The sequence below is a fragment of the Paenibacillus diazotrophicus genome (assembly GCF_042610465.1).
The window spans coordinates 194,343-210,316 of the sequence record NZ_JBGJZN010000004.1 but is presented as its reverse complement, the minus strand read 5'-3'; the positions used below and the strand labels follow the sequence as shown (position 1 = coordinate 210,316).

The following is a 15,974-nucleotide window of genomic DNA, read 5'->3' as shown; positions in this document are numbered from 1 at the left end:
CCTCTTGTGAGCAGGCTTATGAACTGCCGCTCTAGTTCACGGCATCCGTGATAACGGATTCACCGTTTATTCTCATGATCAGCGGCTGCTCCACATGGCTGGCCAGCACATTGCCGGCGAATCCTGCTGGCTGAACCTCACCGCCCAGTGCGCTCTTGACCGCCAGGTACGGGAAATTAATTCCTGACAGACAGGAGATATGCAGCCCGCCGGACATCCGGGGATTAATCTCAAGCAGCTTGGGGGTCGTGCCGCTATACTTCATTTGGATATTGAAATTGTAGGGAATCCGGTAAGCCTCTGCTACCCGTGAAGCTATTTGCTCCAGCTCAGGAATATGCTCCATAAGCCGCAAGCGCCCGCCAGCCTTACGGCGCGGCACCGCTGCCAGCAGTCTGCCGTTCTCGTCGGCTAGGCAGTCAATGCTGTACTCCAAACCTTCAAGAAGCTCCATCACCATCAGATTCGGAAAAGAATCCGCACTGGAGAGTATTCGGTGCGCATCCTCAAATGATATGTATGGTGTAACATGGCCAAAAAGCTCCTCCAAAGGATTGCGGGTATTGTCAATGATACGGAAGCCAAGCCCGCCTTCGGTTTCGGTCGGTTTGAAGCACACCCGGTACCCTTTGGCTACAAGATCTTCATAAGCAATCTGGAACTGCTCTGCTGTACTGACCACATGGTAATGCGGGATCGTCATAATACCCGTCTCTTGGACACTTTCATAGAATTTGCCCTTGTCCATAATTCTCTCCAGCAGATCCAGATCACGGCAGACAAGCACTTTAGTGCCTATGGCATCGAACATTGAGGCGTGCAAGGCGATATCCAGCATGTGCAGCCGCGGAATAAAAATATCAATCTCATTAGTGCGGCAGAAATCTACACAGAACTGCACATATTCGATTCCTTCCAGCTCCGGTTCTGTTCCGGCAACATCAGCGCCTTGCAGCGACATATGCCGGATGTCGGGGTGGGTGGCGAAGATTTGAACAGGGATGCCGTCCTCATTATTGCGGATGAGGTTCATATAATGAAAAGCCACAGAAAACCACCGATTAAAATAAATGTTTACCTTTTTCATTGTGGCCCAACTCCTAGTGCTGTCAAATTATTGTACAGCCTCTGTACGTATTCCATAATCTCATCACCGGCAAATACACCGGCCTTCTTCGTAAAAGGATAATCTAAGTTTACTAGACCTGCCTGCTGCTCGGCAAATATTTCTCCATGGCATGGGGCGATAGCGTAATCGGCGCTTGCAAGCAGGCTTTTGTCCAGCAGGGAATCGCCTGAAGCAACCATTGGCTCAGAATGAACGGTACGCCGCACATGGAGGATAGCATCGCTTTTGTTGACTGCCCAGGGGACTACGTACAGCTTGCGGCCCTGCAGCGAGACCTTCCAGCCCATTTCATCCAAATGTTCCGCCATTCTTGTGATTTCATCAAGCGGCAGCAAATCACGATGAACCACAAAGGTGTAGAACAGCTCATCGCAATACCGCTCACTGATGATCCATTCTGTCCGGACCACAGACCGTACAAGCCTCCGGGCTTCCTCAGCGGACGCTGACCCCTGCTCTACCAGCCTGCCTAGAACTGTCCGCCATTCTTGATCCACTACCCCATTCACCAGAATGTTTCCGCCATTACTGGTTATTGCATAATCGGGAATGATCGTATCCTGGAACAGGTTAATCCGCCTGTACTGTGCCAGGGTCCGTGTGGTTACCGGCATAAATACAATATGGGCTGCAAGCTCCTTAAGCAGCTCCAGTGCATGCTGCGAAATATAGGATGCCGTCCTCCCGTCGATTACCTCGGCCGGAACAAGCCCCAGAGAAGCTTCAGGAACACCTAGCGCACTAGGGGAGTAGATCAGGGTTCGGTCCAGATCGCTGGCGTAGATCATTCACTCTCCCCTTTCAGCGGCTTGATAATCCCGCAGCAGGAATAAGTAAGGCCGGGGAACACCTCAACTTGAACACCGCGGTCCTCCGCCAGCAGCAGGATATGGCGCAGATTCGGATTGTCCATAGTATCGACAAGAATTTTCCACGGTACTCTGCGCAGCAATACACGGGTGGTCTCGCCGACCCCGGGCTTCACCAGATTAATGTCCGCTATACCGAACGTTTCCTGAATGCTCTGAATGTCACGCAGCCCCTGCCATGTAATCTCAGGAGGAGAAGCCAGCATACCTGCAGCAACGGCCTGCGCTTCCTCCATTACAGAAGGGTAATACGGTGTGATCGCCTCAATGAACACATTCGAGAGATCTTCCTCCAGCCACTCCTTGTAAAACTTGGCACCATGGAATTCCTCTGGTCCAATAAGGTCGTCCCGCAGAACAGTACGGCTCATAAGGCCGGACACCGTAGAGTTCAGACACGCGCTCGGAACCAGATAATCCTCCCGCGTCCCAAAAGTAGCCGAACAATGCCCCGGATCGGCAAGTACTGCCAGATCATCACTAAGAAGAATTCCATATTTCTGATACATGCTGCTGCAAGCCTCTATCAACACCCGGCGGATGGCGCCTTTACCGGTCCAGCCGTCAATGAATTGCAGCTTGGCATCCGTCCCATGCTGCTGCAGCATATAGAGGATGGCATTCTCATCAATGCCTTTGCCCCGGATAATCGATATGCTGTAATGAGGCAGGTTCACTCCGTAACGCTCAGCGATATAGCGTCTAATCAGCACCCCAATAGGAGTGCCCGCTCTCGCCAGTGATACCAGCACAGTATTCTCAGTCCCCCGCTGAGCTACAATCATTTCGGAGACCACCGCGACCGCCCGTGCCACCTTCTCCGCCGATTGCTGAAGCGTCTCATGGAACAGTTCAATATACTGGGCTGTCGGCTGATATTCAACCGGGAGCATTTCAGAATAATGCACACCGGACTGGATCGCCTCTTCCCGTTCAGCAGTCGCACGCTCCAATGACACATCGCTGAGATCCTTAAGCAGGAACGTAACATCGTCCGGGGGATAACTTCCCAGCGGTACAGGAGATGCTATTCTTTTATTCATGATCTTATCAAGTTCTGTTCCCTTCATCCGATCAAACCTCCCTCTTCTGTATCCAAGGCAAGTATAACCAGATGCACTTTGTTCCCTGCCAGCCGCTTCAGAATATCCGTCATCGGTTCAATCCTCCCGAGGGGCACGTCACGCTCAAGCAGCACAAAAATATCATCATACTGTCCAGGGTCCACATTATAGATATAATTGGTAATTCCAGGATCGCCTGCTGAAGGATACGCCGCTGCGCTGTGTACACCATAGTCCGGATGCCGGTCGGGATGAATCGGGCTGCGGGTAGAAGATTGATACTTCACCCCTTCACCCATCTCGGCTGCAATTCTCATGGGCAGATACATGAACTCGCCAACACCAAGCACAAGCGCAGTTGTCCCTTCACGAAGAGCCCGAAGCTGTGACGCTACCCGCGCAGCCCCTTGGTCCAGTTGTCTGTTATCCCGGGACTCCAATCCAAAACGGCCGCTCTGTCTCAGATAGGGTGAAGCATTGATTTCTCCTAAAGAATCCGTGGAACTCACATTCAACCGTTCGAGACCATCCTGCACATAAGTAAGGATTACTGGAGCCTCAGCGGCAGCGGAAGGGTGAAGTCCTGAATCCACCAGGTCGAGCTCTGGTGTGCCTATTACTTCTATCGTTCCCTGCAACAAACTTAAGGCCCGAATACGGATGCCCAGCTCCTGTTCCAGATTACGGTAGGCCTGAATATTGGAGTCGCTGCGCCAATCCAGCAGTGAAGCAACTACATACTCCTTACGCGGAAACTTGGACTGGATATCACGAATGGTATTGATCGCTGTATTGCCGGTAGTAATTTCATCGTCCACCAGCACAATCGGCTCTTCCCCGGACAGCAGCTCAGGATTCAAGGCATAACATAAATGATCAACCGCATGAGAATGCTCTTCCTCAAAGCTGACTACCGATACAAGCTCTGGAATATCTTCACGTGTAGTATGAATATATGAGGCACCTGCAGCAAACATGTTGTACATGCTATGACCCAGGGCCGTAGCCGTCTCCGCAAAGCCGATGAATAAAACACGCTCAGGAAGAACCAGCCTGGCTTCGAGCAGATCAACATAAGCCGCTTCCGCATGCTCCGGATGAATCAGGCCTTGAACCGCTTGATTCAGAAGCTTGTCCATCATCAGGTTATCCGAAGCTTCTCCGCTCATCTCCCGGTAGAGCAGCAGCGCCAACGCAGCTCCGCTGAGCAGCGGAGTATATGGATTCACAGGAATGTGCTTACCAAGCACCTTGCTGACAAAGAGGAACGAACGTTTTTTATTGATGCGGGCTGCCATGGAGAATAAGGTGGCAACCGGCATATGAAAGGGATTGGAGGTCTCAGTTACCTTGACCTGCAGGTTCTCGACGATATTAAACGTGTGTGTATTCGTTCTCGGGCAGTAGTCCGACAAAATGCTGTTGTTCATGTAACACCCCGTATATTTGAGATCGTAGTAAGATACGTTTTGCCCAGTTCAAATGCGGCTTAATTTCATTCATCTTGTTGTAGTATTCGCTTTTGAACACACCACGGCTGCCATCATTGCTCTCCACAATACTCAAGGCGTCCACATATTCCTCGTGCATGACGGTATACATAGCCTGTACTGGTCTAAGGTGGGAGGGGTGAATGATCGTTTTGCCGACAATTCCGTTCTCCTTATCCAAAAGCACTTCACGGATAAGCCCATCTACTGACCTGCTAATATAAGATTCACGAATTTCGCGGCCCTGTTTACCATAGGTGTCTTCAAAAGGGGTCTGTCTAAGCTGGGGACGCAGCACCCGGTGTTCCTTATTCCCAAAATATTCCCATACAGGTCCCGAGATGACGTACCCTTCCTCCACCCGGCCAAACACATTGATAATATCCGAGATGCAGTCGCGGATCGGTGTCAGATCGTAAATGCTGATATCCGGACTGCGCCGCAGCCCGAACAGGCTGGAGAAGTCAGTCGCCCCAATGCGCACATTCAGCACATAATCACGGTATTCTCCCAGTAAAGCGCGGATGCCGAGCAGGGTGTCCAGCCGGCTTTCCCGGTAAATAATTGGTGCACTCTCCAGAATCGGCATTCCGTACAGCACAGGCGCCGAATAGCTGCGGGAACTGTTATAATCAGCAATGGCTTCGAAATATTCCACACCGTTCTCCAAGGTAAATTTCGGGAAAACAAAGCCGGTTAGCAGGGTAATCAAGCTTCCCAGCCGGAATATCAGCTGCTGCAGCTGCTCCGGATTACGTACACGGATGAACAGCAGCGGAAGACTGTTCCGTAGATCGGGCTCATTGTCGGCATACGCGGACAGGAAAGCAAGATGTCTAACCACAGACTCCTCGGCAAAATCAACTTCGCCGTCGCCAATCGCATCTTCCAGATCCATAATTACAGTCACCAAACCCGAAGCCTTGAGCTTCAAGATATCTTCAGCGACACTGGAGCGGGTAGCCGGCATATACAGAGCAGCACCAACCGCATTAGCCAAGAGCTCCTTGGGTGTAGTGGAGTCAAACGAAACAGGCGGAGAATAGAATAAGGACGTTTCTTGCTCTTTGGTCAGATAATCGAAGTATCTCAAGGCCTTTCCCCCTTATCGGTTCACGAAAAACCGCTATACAACAAATAAACCTCTCCTTATAAAGAGCAGTAGAACCGGCTGTGCCGTCCTCTCGGGGACGGCATCCGGCTTTCTCAAATACAAGCAAAGGGTCAAGCTATAACCTATACGATTACCCGGCAGATGAGAGAGGCGCACCTTCCCTGTGCACTCCCCATCCCCTATAAAACACTTATGATCTTCTTTGGCCTCCACATGCTTAAGCCTTGCGGTTCGCTTCTTTCTTCCGCTTGCCGGAGCTGTACAATATCGTTCCCACAAACACTGAGATCAGGATCGTGAAGAATACCACATGCGACATTTCAAAACCGAAAGCTCCCGCCAGCATCTTGCCGGCAATAATAGCAATGAGCAGAAACGCTGTTTGCTCCAGTTCAGGAAATTTAGCAATCAGCTTCAGGAACAGCTGCGCCACTCCACGCATCATCAACACGCCAAGGATACCGCCCATGAACAATACCCATACTTTGTCACTAAGTCCGAAGGCTGCCACGACACTATCGATACTGAACGCAATATCCATTAACTCCACCATCAGCACCGTTCGCCAGAATGAAGTGCCTTTGTTCTCCGTCTCACCGTCATCTCCGCCTTTAAACAATCCCTTATAGGCAATATAGAAGAGGTAGAGTGCACCCAGAACCTTCACGAGCGTAAACTTAATCAGATAGGTTCCAAGGCCAATGGCCAGGAATCTGAATAAATAAGCCCCTAGAATCCCGTAGAACAATGCCTTCTTCTGCTGCTCTTTCGGTAAATGCTTGACCATAACCGCAAGCACGAGCGCATTATCTGCGGAGAGCAGACCTTCCAGCAGCACCAGACTCCCAATGATCCCCCAGCTTACAGGGTCAGAGAGTGTGCCTACAATATCGCTCCACGAGAAGAAATGCCCATAGTTATCACTGATACTCCTAAAAAAATCGCTGAACCAGTCCATTCCAATATGCCTCCGGTAAAATAGTTTATTTGCTGCCCGCTACCCACTGCAGCCCCCATCCATACGCCTGGTCCATCTCACGATGTCCGCTGAAGTATTGTACGAGTCTTTCAATACTGAACGTTTCATTTCCCACATTCTGAATCATGGCTATGGCGCACATTCCCTTGTGGTTGTTATGCTCGTCCAAATTCACGACAATGTCCGGACCTCCAACCTGGGTGATGGTAACCACACCATCTGCCTCAGACCAATGGGTAACCCCTTTGTAGATAAAAGCAAATATCAAGACCCGCTTGATCTCCGCAACCTTACCTCCGTTTATACGCAAGTTCTCTCCTGAGGTTACAGAACCTGTCCGGTCATCCCCATCCAGCATGATAAAGGGAGGCTGCTGAAGATGTCCAAAAGCATTGCCAAGCGCTTGAACAACACCCTTCCGGCCATCCTTCAGTTCATAAAGACAAGCTAGATCCAGATCCACACCGCCCTTACGGCTGAACAGCCCGCCACCCTGTTTCTGATTCCAGTTGAGATTGACCCGAATCTCTCCAAGACCAGAGGCTGATTTCTTCAAGTTGATGGAATCGCCCTTTTTCTTCAGCTCAATCTTCTTCAGATTGAGATTCAGCGGCGGAGATGCGACAGGCGGCTGGGGAACCGGGATCTCCGGCACTGGCGGCACGGGCACCTTTTCCGCGACTGGTGTGGAGGAAGCCGGCGGCGGTTCCTCAGATACCTCAATACCATAGTTGCTGCAAAGCGCCGGCAATCCCCCGTCAAAGCCCGCCACAACAGCGCTGAATTTCCATTCACCGCCGTATCTATATAATTCTCCTACCACAACAGCCGTTTCTACGGAGAAATGATTTCCAAGATTACATCGCAGGATTTCCGCACCTGTCGTCCGGTTCAGAATCCGGCAATGCGCTTCACTCATTTGCCCGAACATCTGCTTGCGGTTCTCGCCGTCATAGAGTGTAAGCGTAAATGCAATTTTCATGATGCCTTGTGGAATCTTGCCAAGCTCAACCTCGAACTGCTTGCAGCCTCCTGCAGCCTGACCGGGCACGTCCTTATAGCGGATATAAGAGGTAGACGGATTATTGTAGAAGATAAGATCATCGTCCCCGCGCACCTTGCCCTGAGCATCCAAGAGGAATGCGGAAGCGTCAATTTCCATTGAAGAAGGGGCTTGCCATACAATCTCTACTACCATTTGATCCAGTCCCGGGTTGCCTTTGGTCAGATCTGCTTTCTGCCCTTTCACCACTTGAGTACTCATTCTTACGCCACCTTTATGAATGGAGAAGAGTATAAAAAGGGCAGGATCGTTAATGATCCCGCCTTTGAAGCTTCTATTGCGCGTCCAGTCCGTAGTTCCTGCACAAGGCACTAAGGCCGCCGGCAAAACCGCTTCCCACCGCCTGGAACTTCCAATCCGCGCCATGGCGGTAGAATTCGCAGAACACAACGGCAGTTTCTGTTGAGAAATCCTCGCCCAGATCAAACCGAAGAATCTCACGGTCACTGGAGGCATCCACGACACGCACAAATGCGTTGGATACTTGTCCAAAGTTCTGGACCCTTGCTTCATAATCATAAATGGTTACCGTAATCCCGATACGTTCAATGTTGGCAGGAACCTTGCTGAAATCAACCAGGATCTGCTCGTCATCCCCATCGCCTTCCCCTGTACGGTTATCTCCCGTATGGGTTACTGAGCCGGTGCCGCCGGATGGATTGTTATAAAAAACAAAATCATCCTCTCCTTTGGCTTTGCCGTCCTCATGGAGCAAAAAGGCTGAAGCATCCAGGTCAAAATCCTTGCCGCCGCTATACTTGTTCGTATCCCAGCCGAGTCCCACAACTACCTTCGTCAGACCCGGATTCGTCTTGGTAAGATCTATCCGTTGTCCTTTGGAAAGACTGATCGTCACTGGCAATAACCTTCTTTCGTAAGTAGTCTCATCAGTGGATGCAGTATTTTATTGCAGTCCGTAATCCCGGGTCAAGCCGGCAAGACCATCCTTGTAGCCGCTACCGATCGCATTGAATTTCCACTCTGCACCGTTGCGGTACAATTCGCCTACCACTACACCTGTTTCAACAGAGAAATCTTCTCCCAGGTCAAAGCGGATCAATTCTTCGCTGTTGGCATCATTTACGATACGCACATAGGACCGGGATACTTGTCCGAAATTCTGGCTTCTGGCTTCCGCTTCATAGATAGTAATGGTAAATGCCACTTTATCTACATCTGCCGGAATGTTCATCAGGTCCACTTGAATTTGCTCATCGTCTCCGTCACCTTCACCTGTGCGGTTATCGCCGGTGTGTACAACGGAAGCATTCTCGTTCTGCTTGTTGTTGAAGAAGATGAAGTTAGTCTCTTTATCTACTTTACCATTGGCATTTGTCAAAAAGACGGAAACGTCCAAGTCGAAATCTTTACCGCCGTCGTATTTATTGGTATCCCAGCCGAGGCCGACTGTGATTTTGGACAAACCCGGGTTTGTTTTGGTCAGATCGATCTTTTGACCTTTGGATAAATTAATCGCCATGAATAGAAACCTCTTTTCTTATATTGGAATTAGATGTAACGTTCAGCCAATTGGTTGATATGTGCTGCGTGTGCTCCCTCGCCGATAGCTGCGAATTTCCACTCTTCGCCATACCGGTAGAGTTCTCCGCAGATCAGTGCTGTAAAACCTGTGTAATTGTCAGTCAAGTTGAACTTGATCAGTTCGGCATTGCCTGTGGCATTAATAACCCGGATATACGCCGATTTAATCATACCAAAGTCCTGCTTGCGGTTCACAGCATCATAGATGTTGACTACGACCAGAACCTTGTGCACATCGGCAGGAATTGCCTTCAGGTTCACGTTGATCTGCTCGTCGTCTCCGTCACCCTCACCTGTCAGGTTATCCCCGGAGTGAACAACGGAGCTGTTCGGATTCTGCTTGTTGTGGAAGCAGACCAGATTCAGCTTGTTAGTCAGCTTACCATTCTCGTTCAGGAGTAGTGCTGAGGCATCACAGTCCACATTCGCCTGCTTTTTGACGCCGAAGAAACCGCGTGCCGGCTCAGCCGGGTCCCAGCCCAGTCCAACGATCACACCGGACAGTCCGGCATTTCCTTTTGTTAAATCAATCTTCTGACCTTTTACTAGATTAATACCAGCCAAATTAACGTACCTCCGTTTCGGAAAGAATCACAGCTGTAAGTCTCACTTGTGGGTGTTATACCAGTGATACGACTCAAAAGCAAATACGTTTCATCCGTTTCGGACGAACTTCAAATGTGCTTACAGACTGAATTCGCTTGGACTAAGTCCCAGTACGCTGCAAATGTTCCGCACAACCGCTTTTTCCTGCTCGTCGAAATCACCGTCAGCCGCCCCGATAGCAGAGCATACGCCTACAATTACGCGTCCAATTTCAGGTTTGTTGCTGAATTTGGCGATGGACTTCAGCGCTTCCTGCTTACCGATCTCCGGAGAAAACTCGAAATTGCTGACATAGAAGTTGAACTGGTTAATGACATCTCTCATGTCAAATACCTTCAGTTCATTACTGAGATTCATATATCCGGCCATTTTATTCTTTTCGGCTTCCTCAATTTTGCCGTCGGCAGCAGCTACCAGGGCGCAGCCTGCGACAACCGCGTTCATGAAATCTTTATTTTTAAACTTTTTCACCTGTTCAGTCAGTCCGGTTTTTGTGGTGTTCAACCAGTTTTTAAATGTGCTCATCGTATTCTCCTTCTATCATTAAGTGATGATAAACAAAAGATATTCCAGAGCCTCCTCTCCGCCGTTTCGACAGACATTTACTTAATGTTCCATATCCAAGTACTTACACTTCTAATATAACCGATTAAACGGGAAGATTCTAGTTTGCCAGATTTTCACAGGACCTTGGACAAGAAGGCTTGTGTACGCTCATGCTTTGGATTGCCGAACAGCTGCTCAGGAACCCCCTCCTCGACTACCACACCCTGCTCCATAAACAGTACCCGGTCCCCCACCTCACGGGCAAAACCCATCTCATGGGTTACCACCACCATAGTCATCCCTTCACGCGCCAAATCCTTCATTACGGCCAGGACCTCACCGACCATTTCCGGGTCAAGCGCAGAAGTAGGCTCATCAAACAGCATGATTTTGGGTTCCATAGCCAGGGCCCGGGCAATCGCAACCCGCTGGGCCTGCCCCCCGGAAAGGGAGGCCGGGTAGACCTCCGCCTTTTCCCTTAAACCGACCTTATCCAGCAGCTCCAGCGCCTTCCGGCGGGCTTGCTCAACAGGCCATTTGCGGACTTGAATAGGGGCGAGCATGATATTCTCGATTACTTTTTTGTGGGGGAACAGATTGAACTGTTGAAAGACCATGCCAAGCTCTGTGCGGATATCGTTAATCCTGGTGGTTGTGGCCATTAAGGACGTACCTTCTATAATAATGTCACCCTCTTGCGGCTGCTCCAGCAGATTCAGGCAACGCAGAAAGGTCGATTTGCCCGAGCCCGAAGGCCCGATCACCACCACTACCTCCCGGATGTGAATATCGACATTGATGTCAGTGAGCACCTTGTGCGCCCCGAATGATTTGTGCAAATGTCTAACTGAGATCATAGGCTCCATATGGGATTACACCTTCCGTTCGATATAATTGAGAAGCTTGCTGAGGGAATACGTAAGGATGAAATAGATCAATGCGGCGGTCAAATACGGCTCCCATATCCGCAAATACTGGCCTTTCATCGTGTTGCTCCAATACATAATCTCCGGTGCGGCAATCAGTGCGAGTAGAGAGGAGTCCTTGACCAGAACTATGAATTCATTCCCGAATGCAGGAACCATCCGTTTGATGGCCTGAGGCAGAATGACAAAACGCATCGCCTGAAATTTGGTCATTCCGAGCGAAACTGCCGCTTCCCGCTGCCCCGGATCAATCGACTGGATGCCTGCACGGAAGATCTCGGCGGAATAAGCGGCAGAGTTCAGGGAGAGTGCCACAAAAGAAGTCATTAGCACATTGGTGCTGCCGTAAAACGCCGGAATCACCCCAAAGTGGACAATCAAAATCTGCACATACAGCGGAGTCCCGCGGAAAAAGTTGATGTAGCAATGAAACGGCCAGCGGAAATACGCTTTGGGCGCCATTTTGCCAAATCCAACGATCAGTCCCAATATAGAACCAAATATAATCGAGACGATAGATACGCCAATCGTAAAAGCCGTACCCTTTAGCAATACCGGTATATAATGAACAATGATGTCGACTCTGAAATCCATAGGACTCTTCCCTTCTCTTCAGCTTAGATCTTGTTCTCCCGTTCAAAAAAAGAAGCATGCGCAATAGCAATCATTACGCATGCTTGGTTGTTCGTCCGCTTACTCTGCGTTCAGGAGGGTCTGGGTATCCGGCTCTTCACCGAACCAGGTTTTGTAGATTTCGGCGTACTTGCCGTTCTCAATAATTTTCTTGATCGCCGGGTCAAGCTTGGCTTTCCATTCACTGCCTTTAGGATAAAGAATGCCATAATATTCGGAGCCGAAATTTTCTTTATCGATAATACCTGTCAATTTCTCCTTGGGGTTGTTCTTGATATATTCGTTGACGATGGCGATATCAGCCACCACCGCGTCCGCTCCGCCGCCGTTCAGTTCCATCAGGGCAACCGCATTGCTGTCGTATCGCTTCAGATTGGCGTTATCGACACCCATAATTCCACTCATCAGATCATCCGCCGTAGTTGCCGCCTGCACCGCCACCTTCTTATCCTTCAGGTCAAGCGCATTCTTGATATCGCTGCCTTCCTTAACCATAATCATGTTGGTGGATTCAAAATAAGGAATGGAATAATCATAGGTTTCTTTCCGCTCGTCTGTAATGGACACCGAGGACAACCCCGCTTGGTATTCCGTACCTTGTTTCACACTGCTCAGCATAGTATCCCAGCCTGTGTTGGTAACGGTATAGTCGATGCCGGCTTCTTCCATAACCGCCTGGATGAAATCAATGTCAAAGCCCTTGATTTTATCTGTATCCATATATTCCATCGGTGCGTAGCTCGCATCACTGGCGAATTTGATTGTCTCTCCGCTGGCACTGCCGCTGTCCGCACTATTATTAGATCCGCACCCCGCTATTGCAAGCACCGTCAATGACACAATAACTAACATAAAAATTTTCTTTTTGCTCCCCATCCTTCAATCCCCCCACTTATTTGTAAAATAACTTAAGGAGATTTTATCAGAACAGAAGGTATATGACAATTAACTTTTCTTTATTATGTAATATTATCTAACATTAAATTTACACATCCGCTGGAAGGTACTCGTTTCAGCGAGAAATAGAAGGATGATTTATAGCGTGAAACCTATATTTTCCAGCGTATATTAAAAAAAGCACCGCCAGGAGATGTAAATCCCCGGCAGTGCCTTATCTATTCACTATTTCTCTCGTTGTTATCTTTCATTAACGTGGTCAGGTTAGAACGTCAAATCCCCGTCATACGAGGCGATTAACCGGTAGAGCTCCGGACGGCGGTCGCGGAAGATCCCCCATTCAATCCGGCCAACCTCTAAGGCATCGAGATCGAATTCACTAACCAGGACAGTCTGCTCATCCCTTCCGGCCTCGACAATCTTGTTACCCTGAGGGCCGGCGATAAATGATGAACCGTAGAAGTTAATGCTGGACTCCTCATCTGTTTCTTCTCCGATCCGGTTCGAGGCCACGACAGGAATCAGATTCGCTGCCGCGTGACCCAGCATGCAGGTCTGCCAGTGATCCTTGGAATCTATCGATCCGTCCTGCGGCTCTGAACCGATGGCTGTAGGGTAGAATAAAATCTCCGCCCCCATCAGGCTCATCACCCGCGCAGCTTCGGGGTACCATTGATCCCAGCAGACGCCGACGCCAATCTTGGCATAACGGGTATTCCATACTTTAAAACCGGTATCTCCGGGATTGAAGTAGAACTTCTCTTCATAACCGGGACCATCCGGAATGTGGCTCTTGCGGTACTTGCCCAGCACCGTACCATCGGCATCAATCACAGCCAGGGAGTTGTAACGGGCGTAGTTCTTCTTCTCATAAAAGCTGATCGGCAGCACTACCTGCAGCTCTTTCGCTATAGCTTTGAAATGGTTCACTGCTTTGTTCTGCTCAAGCTCAGTTGCATAGGCATAATAATCCGATTTCTCCTTCTGGCAGAAATACGGAGTTTCAAACAGCTCCTGGAGCAGAATAATCTGCGCGCCTTGGGCTGCCGCTTCTCTAACCAAGGTTTCCGCTTTGCGGATATTCTCATCAATGTCACCGGAACAGCTCATTTGTGTCGCGGCTACTTTTACTTTTCTCAAGATTCTGTCCTCCTTACGAATTCTATGACTTCCGGGCAGGCATCTGCTGTGTGGTGCAGTGTATATTGCCGCCTTCACCAATCACGGCCATTCCGTTCACTGTGCGGATTCTCCGGTCCGGGAACAGCTCGGCAAGCTTCTGTTCGGCAAGCTTATCCGTATTCGCAGCCGTTCCTCCAAACACTGGCAGAATAATCCCGCCGTTCACAAAATAAAAATTCAAATAGCTGAGCGTCAGACGGCTGCCCTCAAAATCCGTACGGGGCGGCTGCTGGATCGTGATGATCTCCAGTTTCCGTCCTTTGGCATCCACGGCATTTTCAAGAATGCGCAGATTCTCCTGGGTGATGCCGTAATTCTCATCCTGCGGGTCATCGCAGACCTGGATGATCACCTTGCCAGGTGCGGCGAAGCAGGCAATATTGTCGACATGCCCGTCGGTTTCATCCCCACTCAGACCGCGTGTCAGCCAGATAATGGACTCTGTACCTGTATATTTACGCACATATTCTTCAATCTCTTCCCGGCCCAGCTCCGGATTACGGTTCTTGTTCAGCAGGCATTCCTCTGTGGTAAGGAGTGTTCCCTCCCCATCGGTATGAATAGACCCGCCCTCCATAACCAGCGGGGCATCGTAACGGGTAACCTGCACCTGCTTCAGAATCTGCGGAGCCACCTCGTCATCCAGGTCCCAGGGTGAATATTTGCCGCCCCAGGCATTAAATTTCCAGTTCACACCTGCAAGTGCTCCATCCGCACCCTTTACAAAGGTTGGGCCGTTGTCACGCAGCCAGGCGTCATTATGCCGGATCGGCAGCAGCGTAACATTGTCTCCCAGAGCCAGCTTGCCCACCTGTTCCAGCTCTTCCGGGTTCACCACTACGGTCACCGGCTCGAACTCGGCAATGGCACGGATAATCTCGGCATAGCCGCCGCTTACAGCTTCATAATTGTCCGGAAACACCATGGAGGCCTGGACCGGCCAGGAAATAAAGGTACGTTCATGCTCGTCCCATTCGGGTGGCATGATATAGTGTAGGTCTTTGGGATACATTCTTATAATTACCTCTGCTATTCATATTTGGAGCGCTCGGGTGTCCCGGCAAAGCTCCTTACCCATCATACATTAATATGGGGTTGCGCTCAATTCCCGCACAAACAAATCCCCCTGGGAAAATCCAGGGGGATCAGGGTCTTGCCGTATTTTAGAGCTTGATCTGTTTCACTATATTTCCTGCAAAGTCCTTAATGATGAAAGCTCCATTCTCCAGAATTCCATAGGAATTGGGATGGTTCTCTTTGGGCAGCGAGATAGATCCGGGATTCAGCACCGTGATCCCCTCTTTGACCTCCGCTACGGGCAGGTGGGTATGCCCCTGAATAAAAACATCGCCCGGTGCCAGCTGTGGCAGATGGTCGATGCTGAAGCCGTGTCCATGCGTGGCATAGATTTTCCGGCCTTCATGGAGGATCAGTACATAGTCGCCCATCATTGGGAAATGCAGCAGCATCTGGTCGACCTCGGCGTCACAGTTGCCGCGTACGGCCACCAGTGATTTGCCGTAGGCATTCAGCCTGTCGGCGACTCCCTGGGGATCATAACCATCCGGCAGCGGATTCCGCGGGCCGTGATACAGGAAATCCCCCAGTACAACAAGCGTATGCGGCTGCTCTTCTTCCACCTTCAACAGTGCCTGCTCCAGCCAATGCAGTGATCCATGAATATCCGAAATGAACATCAATTTCATGATATATTCCCCTTTTCCTTAATGGTCTATAAGTTGAACTTTTGATTACCCAATTGGCCTTGGTCGTGACTGCGGTGAATGTTTGGACTTCCTGATTTAAACCGTTGTTCACGGGTGAAATCCAAACATAGTCCACGCTTACGATGCCAGCTTTCCTGCGGAAAGCTCTTAGGCGGTCGCTACCACTCCGTAAGTATCCAAACTTCACCTACGTCACTTCTGACCTTT

Annotated in this window: 17 protein-coding genes; all 17 read right to left on the bottom strand. The window is 49.9% G+C overall.

The genetic code is table 11. The annotated features are described in order from the left end of the window. Nucleotides 1-31: 31 nt before the first annotated feature. Nucleotides 32-1,087 carry an ATP-grasp domain-containing protein gene (locus ACAN54_RS17805; protein ID WP_379158051.1) on the bottom strand — a complete coding sequence of 352 codons (1,056 nt, stop codon included), beginning with the start codon at nt 1,085-1,087 and terminating at the stop codon, nt 32-34. Next, the gene (locus ACAN54_RS17800) at nt 1,084-1,917 is read right to left on the bottom strand and encodes an HAD family hydrolase (RefSeq protein WP_379158048.1); all 834 of its coding nucleotides are present in this window, start codon (nt 1,915-1,917) and stop codon (nt 1,084-1,086) included. The genes ACAN54_RS17805 and ACAN54_RS17800 overlap by 4 nt, the downstream gene beginning before the upstream one ends. After that, complete coding sequence (locus ACAN54_RS17795; RefSeq protein ID WP_379158045.1) at nt 1,914-3,068, bottom strand: cysteine protease StiP family protein; 1,155 nt, start codon at nt 3,066-3,068, stop codon at nt 1,914-1,916. Before ACAN54_RS17795 ends, ACAN54_RS17800 begins: the two co-directional genes overlap by 4 nt. Next, a complete protein-coding gene (locus tag ACAN54_RS17790; RefSeq protein ID WP_379158744.1) occupies nt 3,065-4,360 on the bottom strand; it encodes a phosphoribosyltransferase family protein in 1,296 nt (431 codons plus the stop codon). Before ACAN54_RS17790 ends, ACAN54_RS17795 begins: the two co-directional genes overlap by 4 nt. 76 nt (nt 4,361-4,436) lie before the next feature. After that, nucleotides 4,437-5,645, bottom strand: a complete 1,209-nt coding sequence (locus ACAN54_RS17785; RefSeq protein ID WP_379158042.1) for an HpcH/HpaI aldolase/citrate lyase family protein — start codon at nt 5,643-5,645, stop codon at nt 4,437-4,439. A gap of 238 nt (nt 5,646-5,883) precedes the next feature. Beyond that, on the bottom strand, nt 5,884-6,624 hold the full coding sequence (locus ACAN54_RS17780; protein WP_379158039.1) for a TerC family protein: 741 nt from the start codon (nt 6,622-6,624) through the stop codon (nt 5,884-5,886). A 25-nt stretch (nt 6,625-6,649) separates the two neighbouring features. Next, nucleotides 6,650-7,909: a TerD family protein gene (locus ACAN54_RS17775; protein ID WP_379158036.1), complete on the bottom strand. Its 1,260-nt coding sequence runs from the start codon at nt 7,907-7,909 to the stop codon at nt 6,650-6,652. A 73-nt stretch (nt 7,910-7,982) separates the two neighbouring features. Continuing rightward, nucleotides 7,983-8,564 carry a TerD family protein gene (locus tag ACAN54_RS17770; protein WP_074086630.1) on the bottom strand — a complete coding sequence of 194 codons (582 nt, stop codon included), beginning with the start codon at nt 8,562-8,564 and terminating at the stop codon, nt 7,983-7,985. 48 nt (nt 8,565-8,612) lie between these two features. Then, a complete protein-coding gene (locus tag ACAN54_RS17765; protein ID WP_379158031.1) occupies nt 8,613-9,188 on the bottom strand; it encodes a TerD family protein in 576 nt (191 codons plus the stop codon). A gap of 29 nt (nt 9,189-9,217) precedes the next feature. Continuing rightward, nucleotides 9,218-9,814 (bottom strand): TerD family protein, encoded by a 597-nt coding sequence (locus ACAN54_RS17760; RefSeq protein ID WP_379158028.1) that lies wholly within the window; start codon nt 9,812-9,814, stop codon nt 9,218-9,220. Between the two features lie 120 nt (nt 9,815-9,934). Continuing rightward, entirely contained in the window at nt 9,935-10,381 is a 447-nt protein-coding gene (locus ACAN54_RS17755; protein ID WP_379158026.1) for a tellurite resistance TerB family protein, read from the bottom strand. A gap of 155 nt (nt 10,382-10,536) precedes the next feature. Continuing rightward, nucleotides 10,537-11,259 carry an amino acid ABC transporter ATP-binding protein gene (locus ACAN54_RS17750; RefSeq protein ID WP_379158741.1) on the bottom strand — a complete coding sequence of 241 codons (723 nt, stop codon included), beginning with the start codon at nt 11,257-11,259 and terminating at the stop codon, nt 10,537-10,539. Nucleotides 11,260-11,274: 15 nt separating this feature from the next. Further along, entirely contained in the window at nt 11,275-11,922 is a 648-nt protein-coding gene (locus ACAN54_RS17745) for an amino acid ABC transporter permease (protein ID WP_379158022.1), read from the bottom strand. A gap of 99 nt (nt 11,923-12,021) precedes the next feature. Beyond that, complete coding sequence (locus tag ACAN54_RS17740; RefSeq protein WP_379158019.1) at nt 12,022-12,837, bottom strand: transporter substrate-binding domain-containing protein; 816 nt, start codon at nt 12,835-12,837, stop codon at nt 12,022-12,024. 285 nt (nt 12,838-13,122) lie between these two features. Next, nucleotides 13,123-13,998 (bottom strand): N-carbamoylputrescine amidase, encoded by an 876-nt coding sequence (gene aguB, locus ACAN54_RS17735; RefSeq protein WP_379158016.1) that lies wholly within the window; start codon nt 13,996-13,998, stop codon nt 13,123-13,125. A gap of 22 nt (nt 13,999-14,020) precedes the next feature. Next, complete coding sequence (locus tag ACAN54_RS17730) at nt 14,021-15,052, bottom strand: agmatine deiminase family protein (protein ID WP_379158013.1); 1,032 nt, start codon at nt 15,050-15,052, stop codon at nt 14,021-14,023. Nucleotides 15,053-15,203: 151 nt separating this feature from the next. Next, complete coding sequence (gene yfcE, locus ACAN54_RS17725) at nt 15,204-15,746, bottom strand: phosphodiesterase (protein WP_379158010.1); 543 nt, start codon at nt 15,744-15,746, stop codon at nt 15,204-15,206. Nucleotides 15,747-15,974 lie beyond the last annotated feature (228 nt).

What these genes read in the sequence shown, in the direction of transcription:
- ACAN54_RS17800 (WP_379158048.1), bottom strand. Translation starts at nt 1,917, where the DNA reads ATGATCTACGCCAGCGATCTGGACCGAACCCTGATCTACTCCCCTAGT.
- ACAN54_RS17795 (WP_379158045.1), bottom strand. Translation starts at nt 3,068, where the DNA reads ATGAAGGGAACAGAACTTGATAAGATCATGAATAAAAGAATAGCATCT.
- ACAN54_RS17780 (WP_379158039.1), bottom strand. Translation starts at nt 6,624, where the DNA reads ATGGACTGGTTCAGCGATTTTTTTAGGAGTATCAGTGATAACTATGGG.
- ACAN54_RS17730 (WP_379158013.1), bottom strand. Translation starts at nt 15,052, where the DNA reads ATGTATCCCAAAGACCTACACTATATCATGCCACCCGAATGGGACGAG.
- ACAN54_RS17750 (WP_379158741.1), bottom strand. Translation starts at nt 11,259, where the DNA reads ATGATCTCAGTTAGACATTTGCACAAATCATTCGGGGCGCACAAGGTG.
- ACAN54_RS17790 (WP_379158744.1), bottom strand. Translation starts at nt 4,360, where the DNA reads ATGGCAGCCCGCATCAATAAAAAACGTTCGTTCCTCTTTGTCAGCAAG.
- ACAN54_RS17765 (WP_379158031.1), bottom strand. Translation starts at nt 9,188, where the DNA reads ATGGCGATTAATTTATCCAAAGGTCAAAAGATCGATCTGACCAAAACA.
- ACAN54_RS17755 (WP_379158026.1), bottom strand. Translation starts at nt 10,381, where the DNA reads ATGAGCACATTTAAAAACTGGTTGAACACCACAAAAACCGGACTGACT.
- ACAN54_RS17740 (WP_379158019.1), bottom strand. Translation starts at nt 12,837, where the DNA reads ATGGGGAGCAAAAAGAAAATTTTTATGTTAGTTATTGTGTCATTGACG.
- ACAN54_RS17775 (WP_379158036.1), bottom strand. Translation starts at nt 7,909, where the DNA reads ATGAGTACTCAAGTGGTGAAAGGGCAGAAAGCAGATCTGACCAAAGGC.
- yfcE (WP_379158010.1), bottom strand. Translation starts at nt 15,746, where the DNA reads ATGAAATTGATGTTCATTTCGGATATTCATGGATCACTGCATTGGCTG.
- ACAN54_RS17805 (WP_379158051.1), bottom strand. Translation starts at nt 1,087, where the DNA reads ATGAAAAAGGTAAACATTTATTTTAATCGGTGGTTTTCTGTGGCTTTT.
- ACAN54_RS17745 (WP_379158022.1), bottom strand. Translation starts at nt 11,922, where the DNA reads ATGGATTTCAGAGTCGACATCATTGTTCATTATATACCGGTATTGCTA.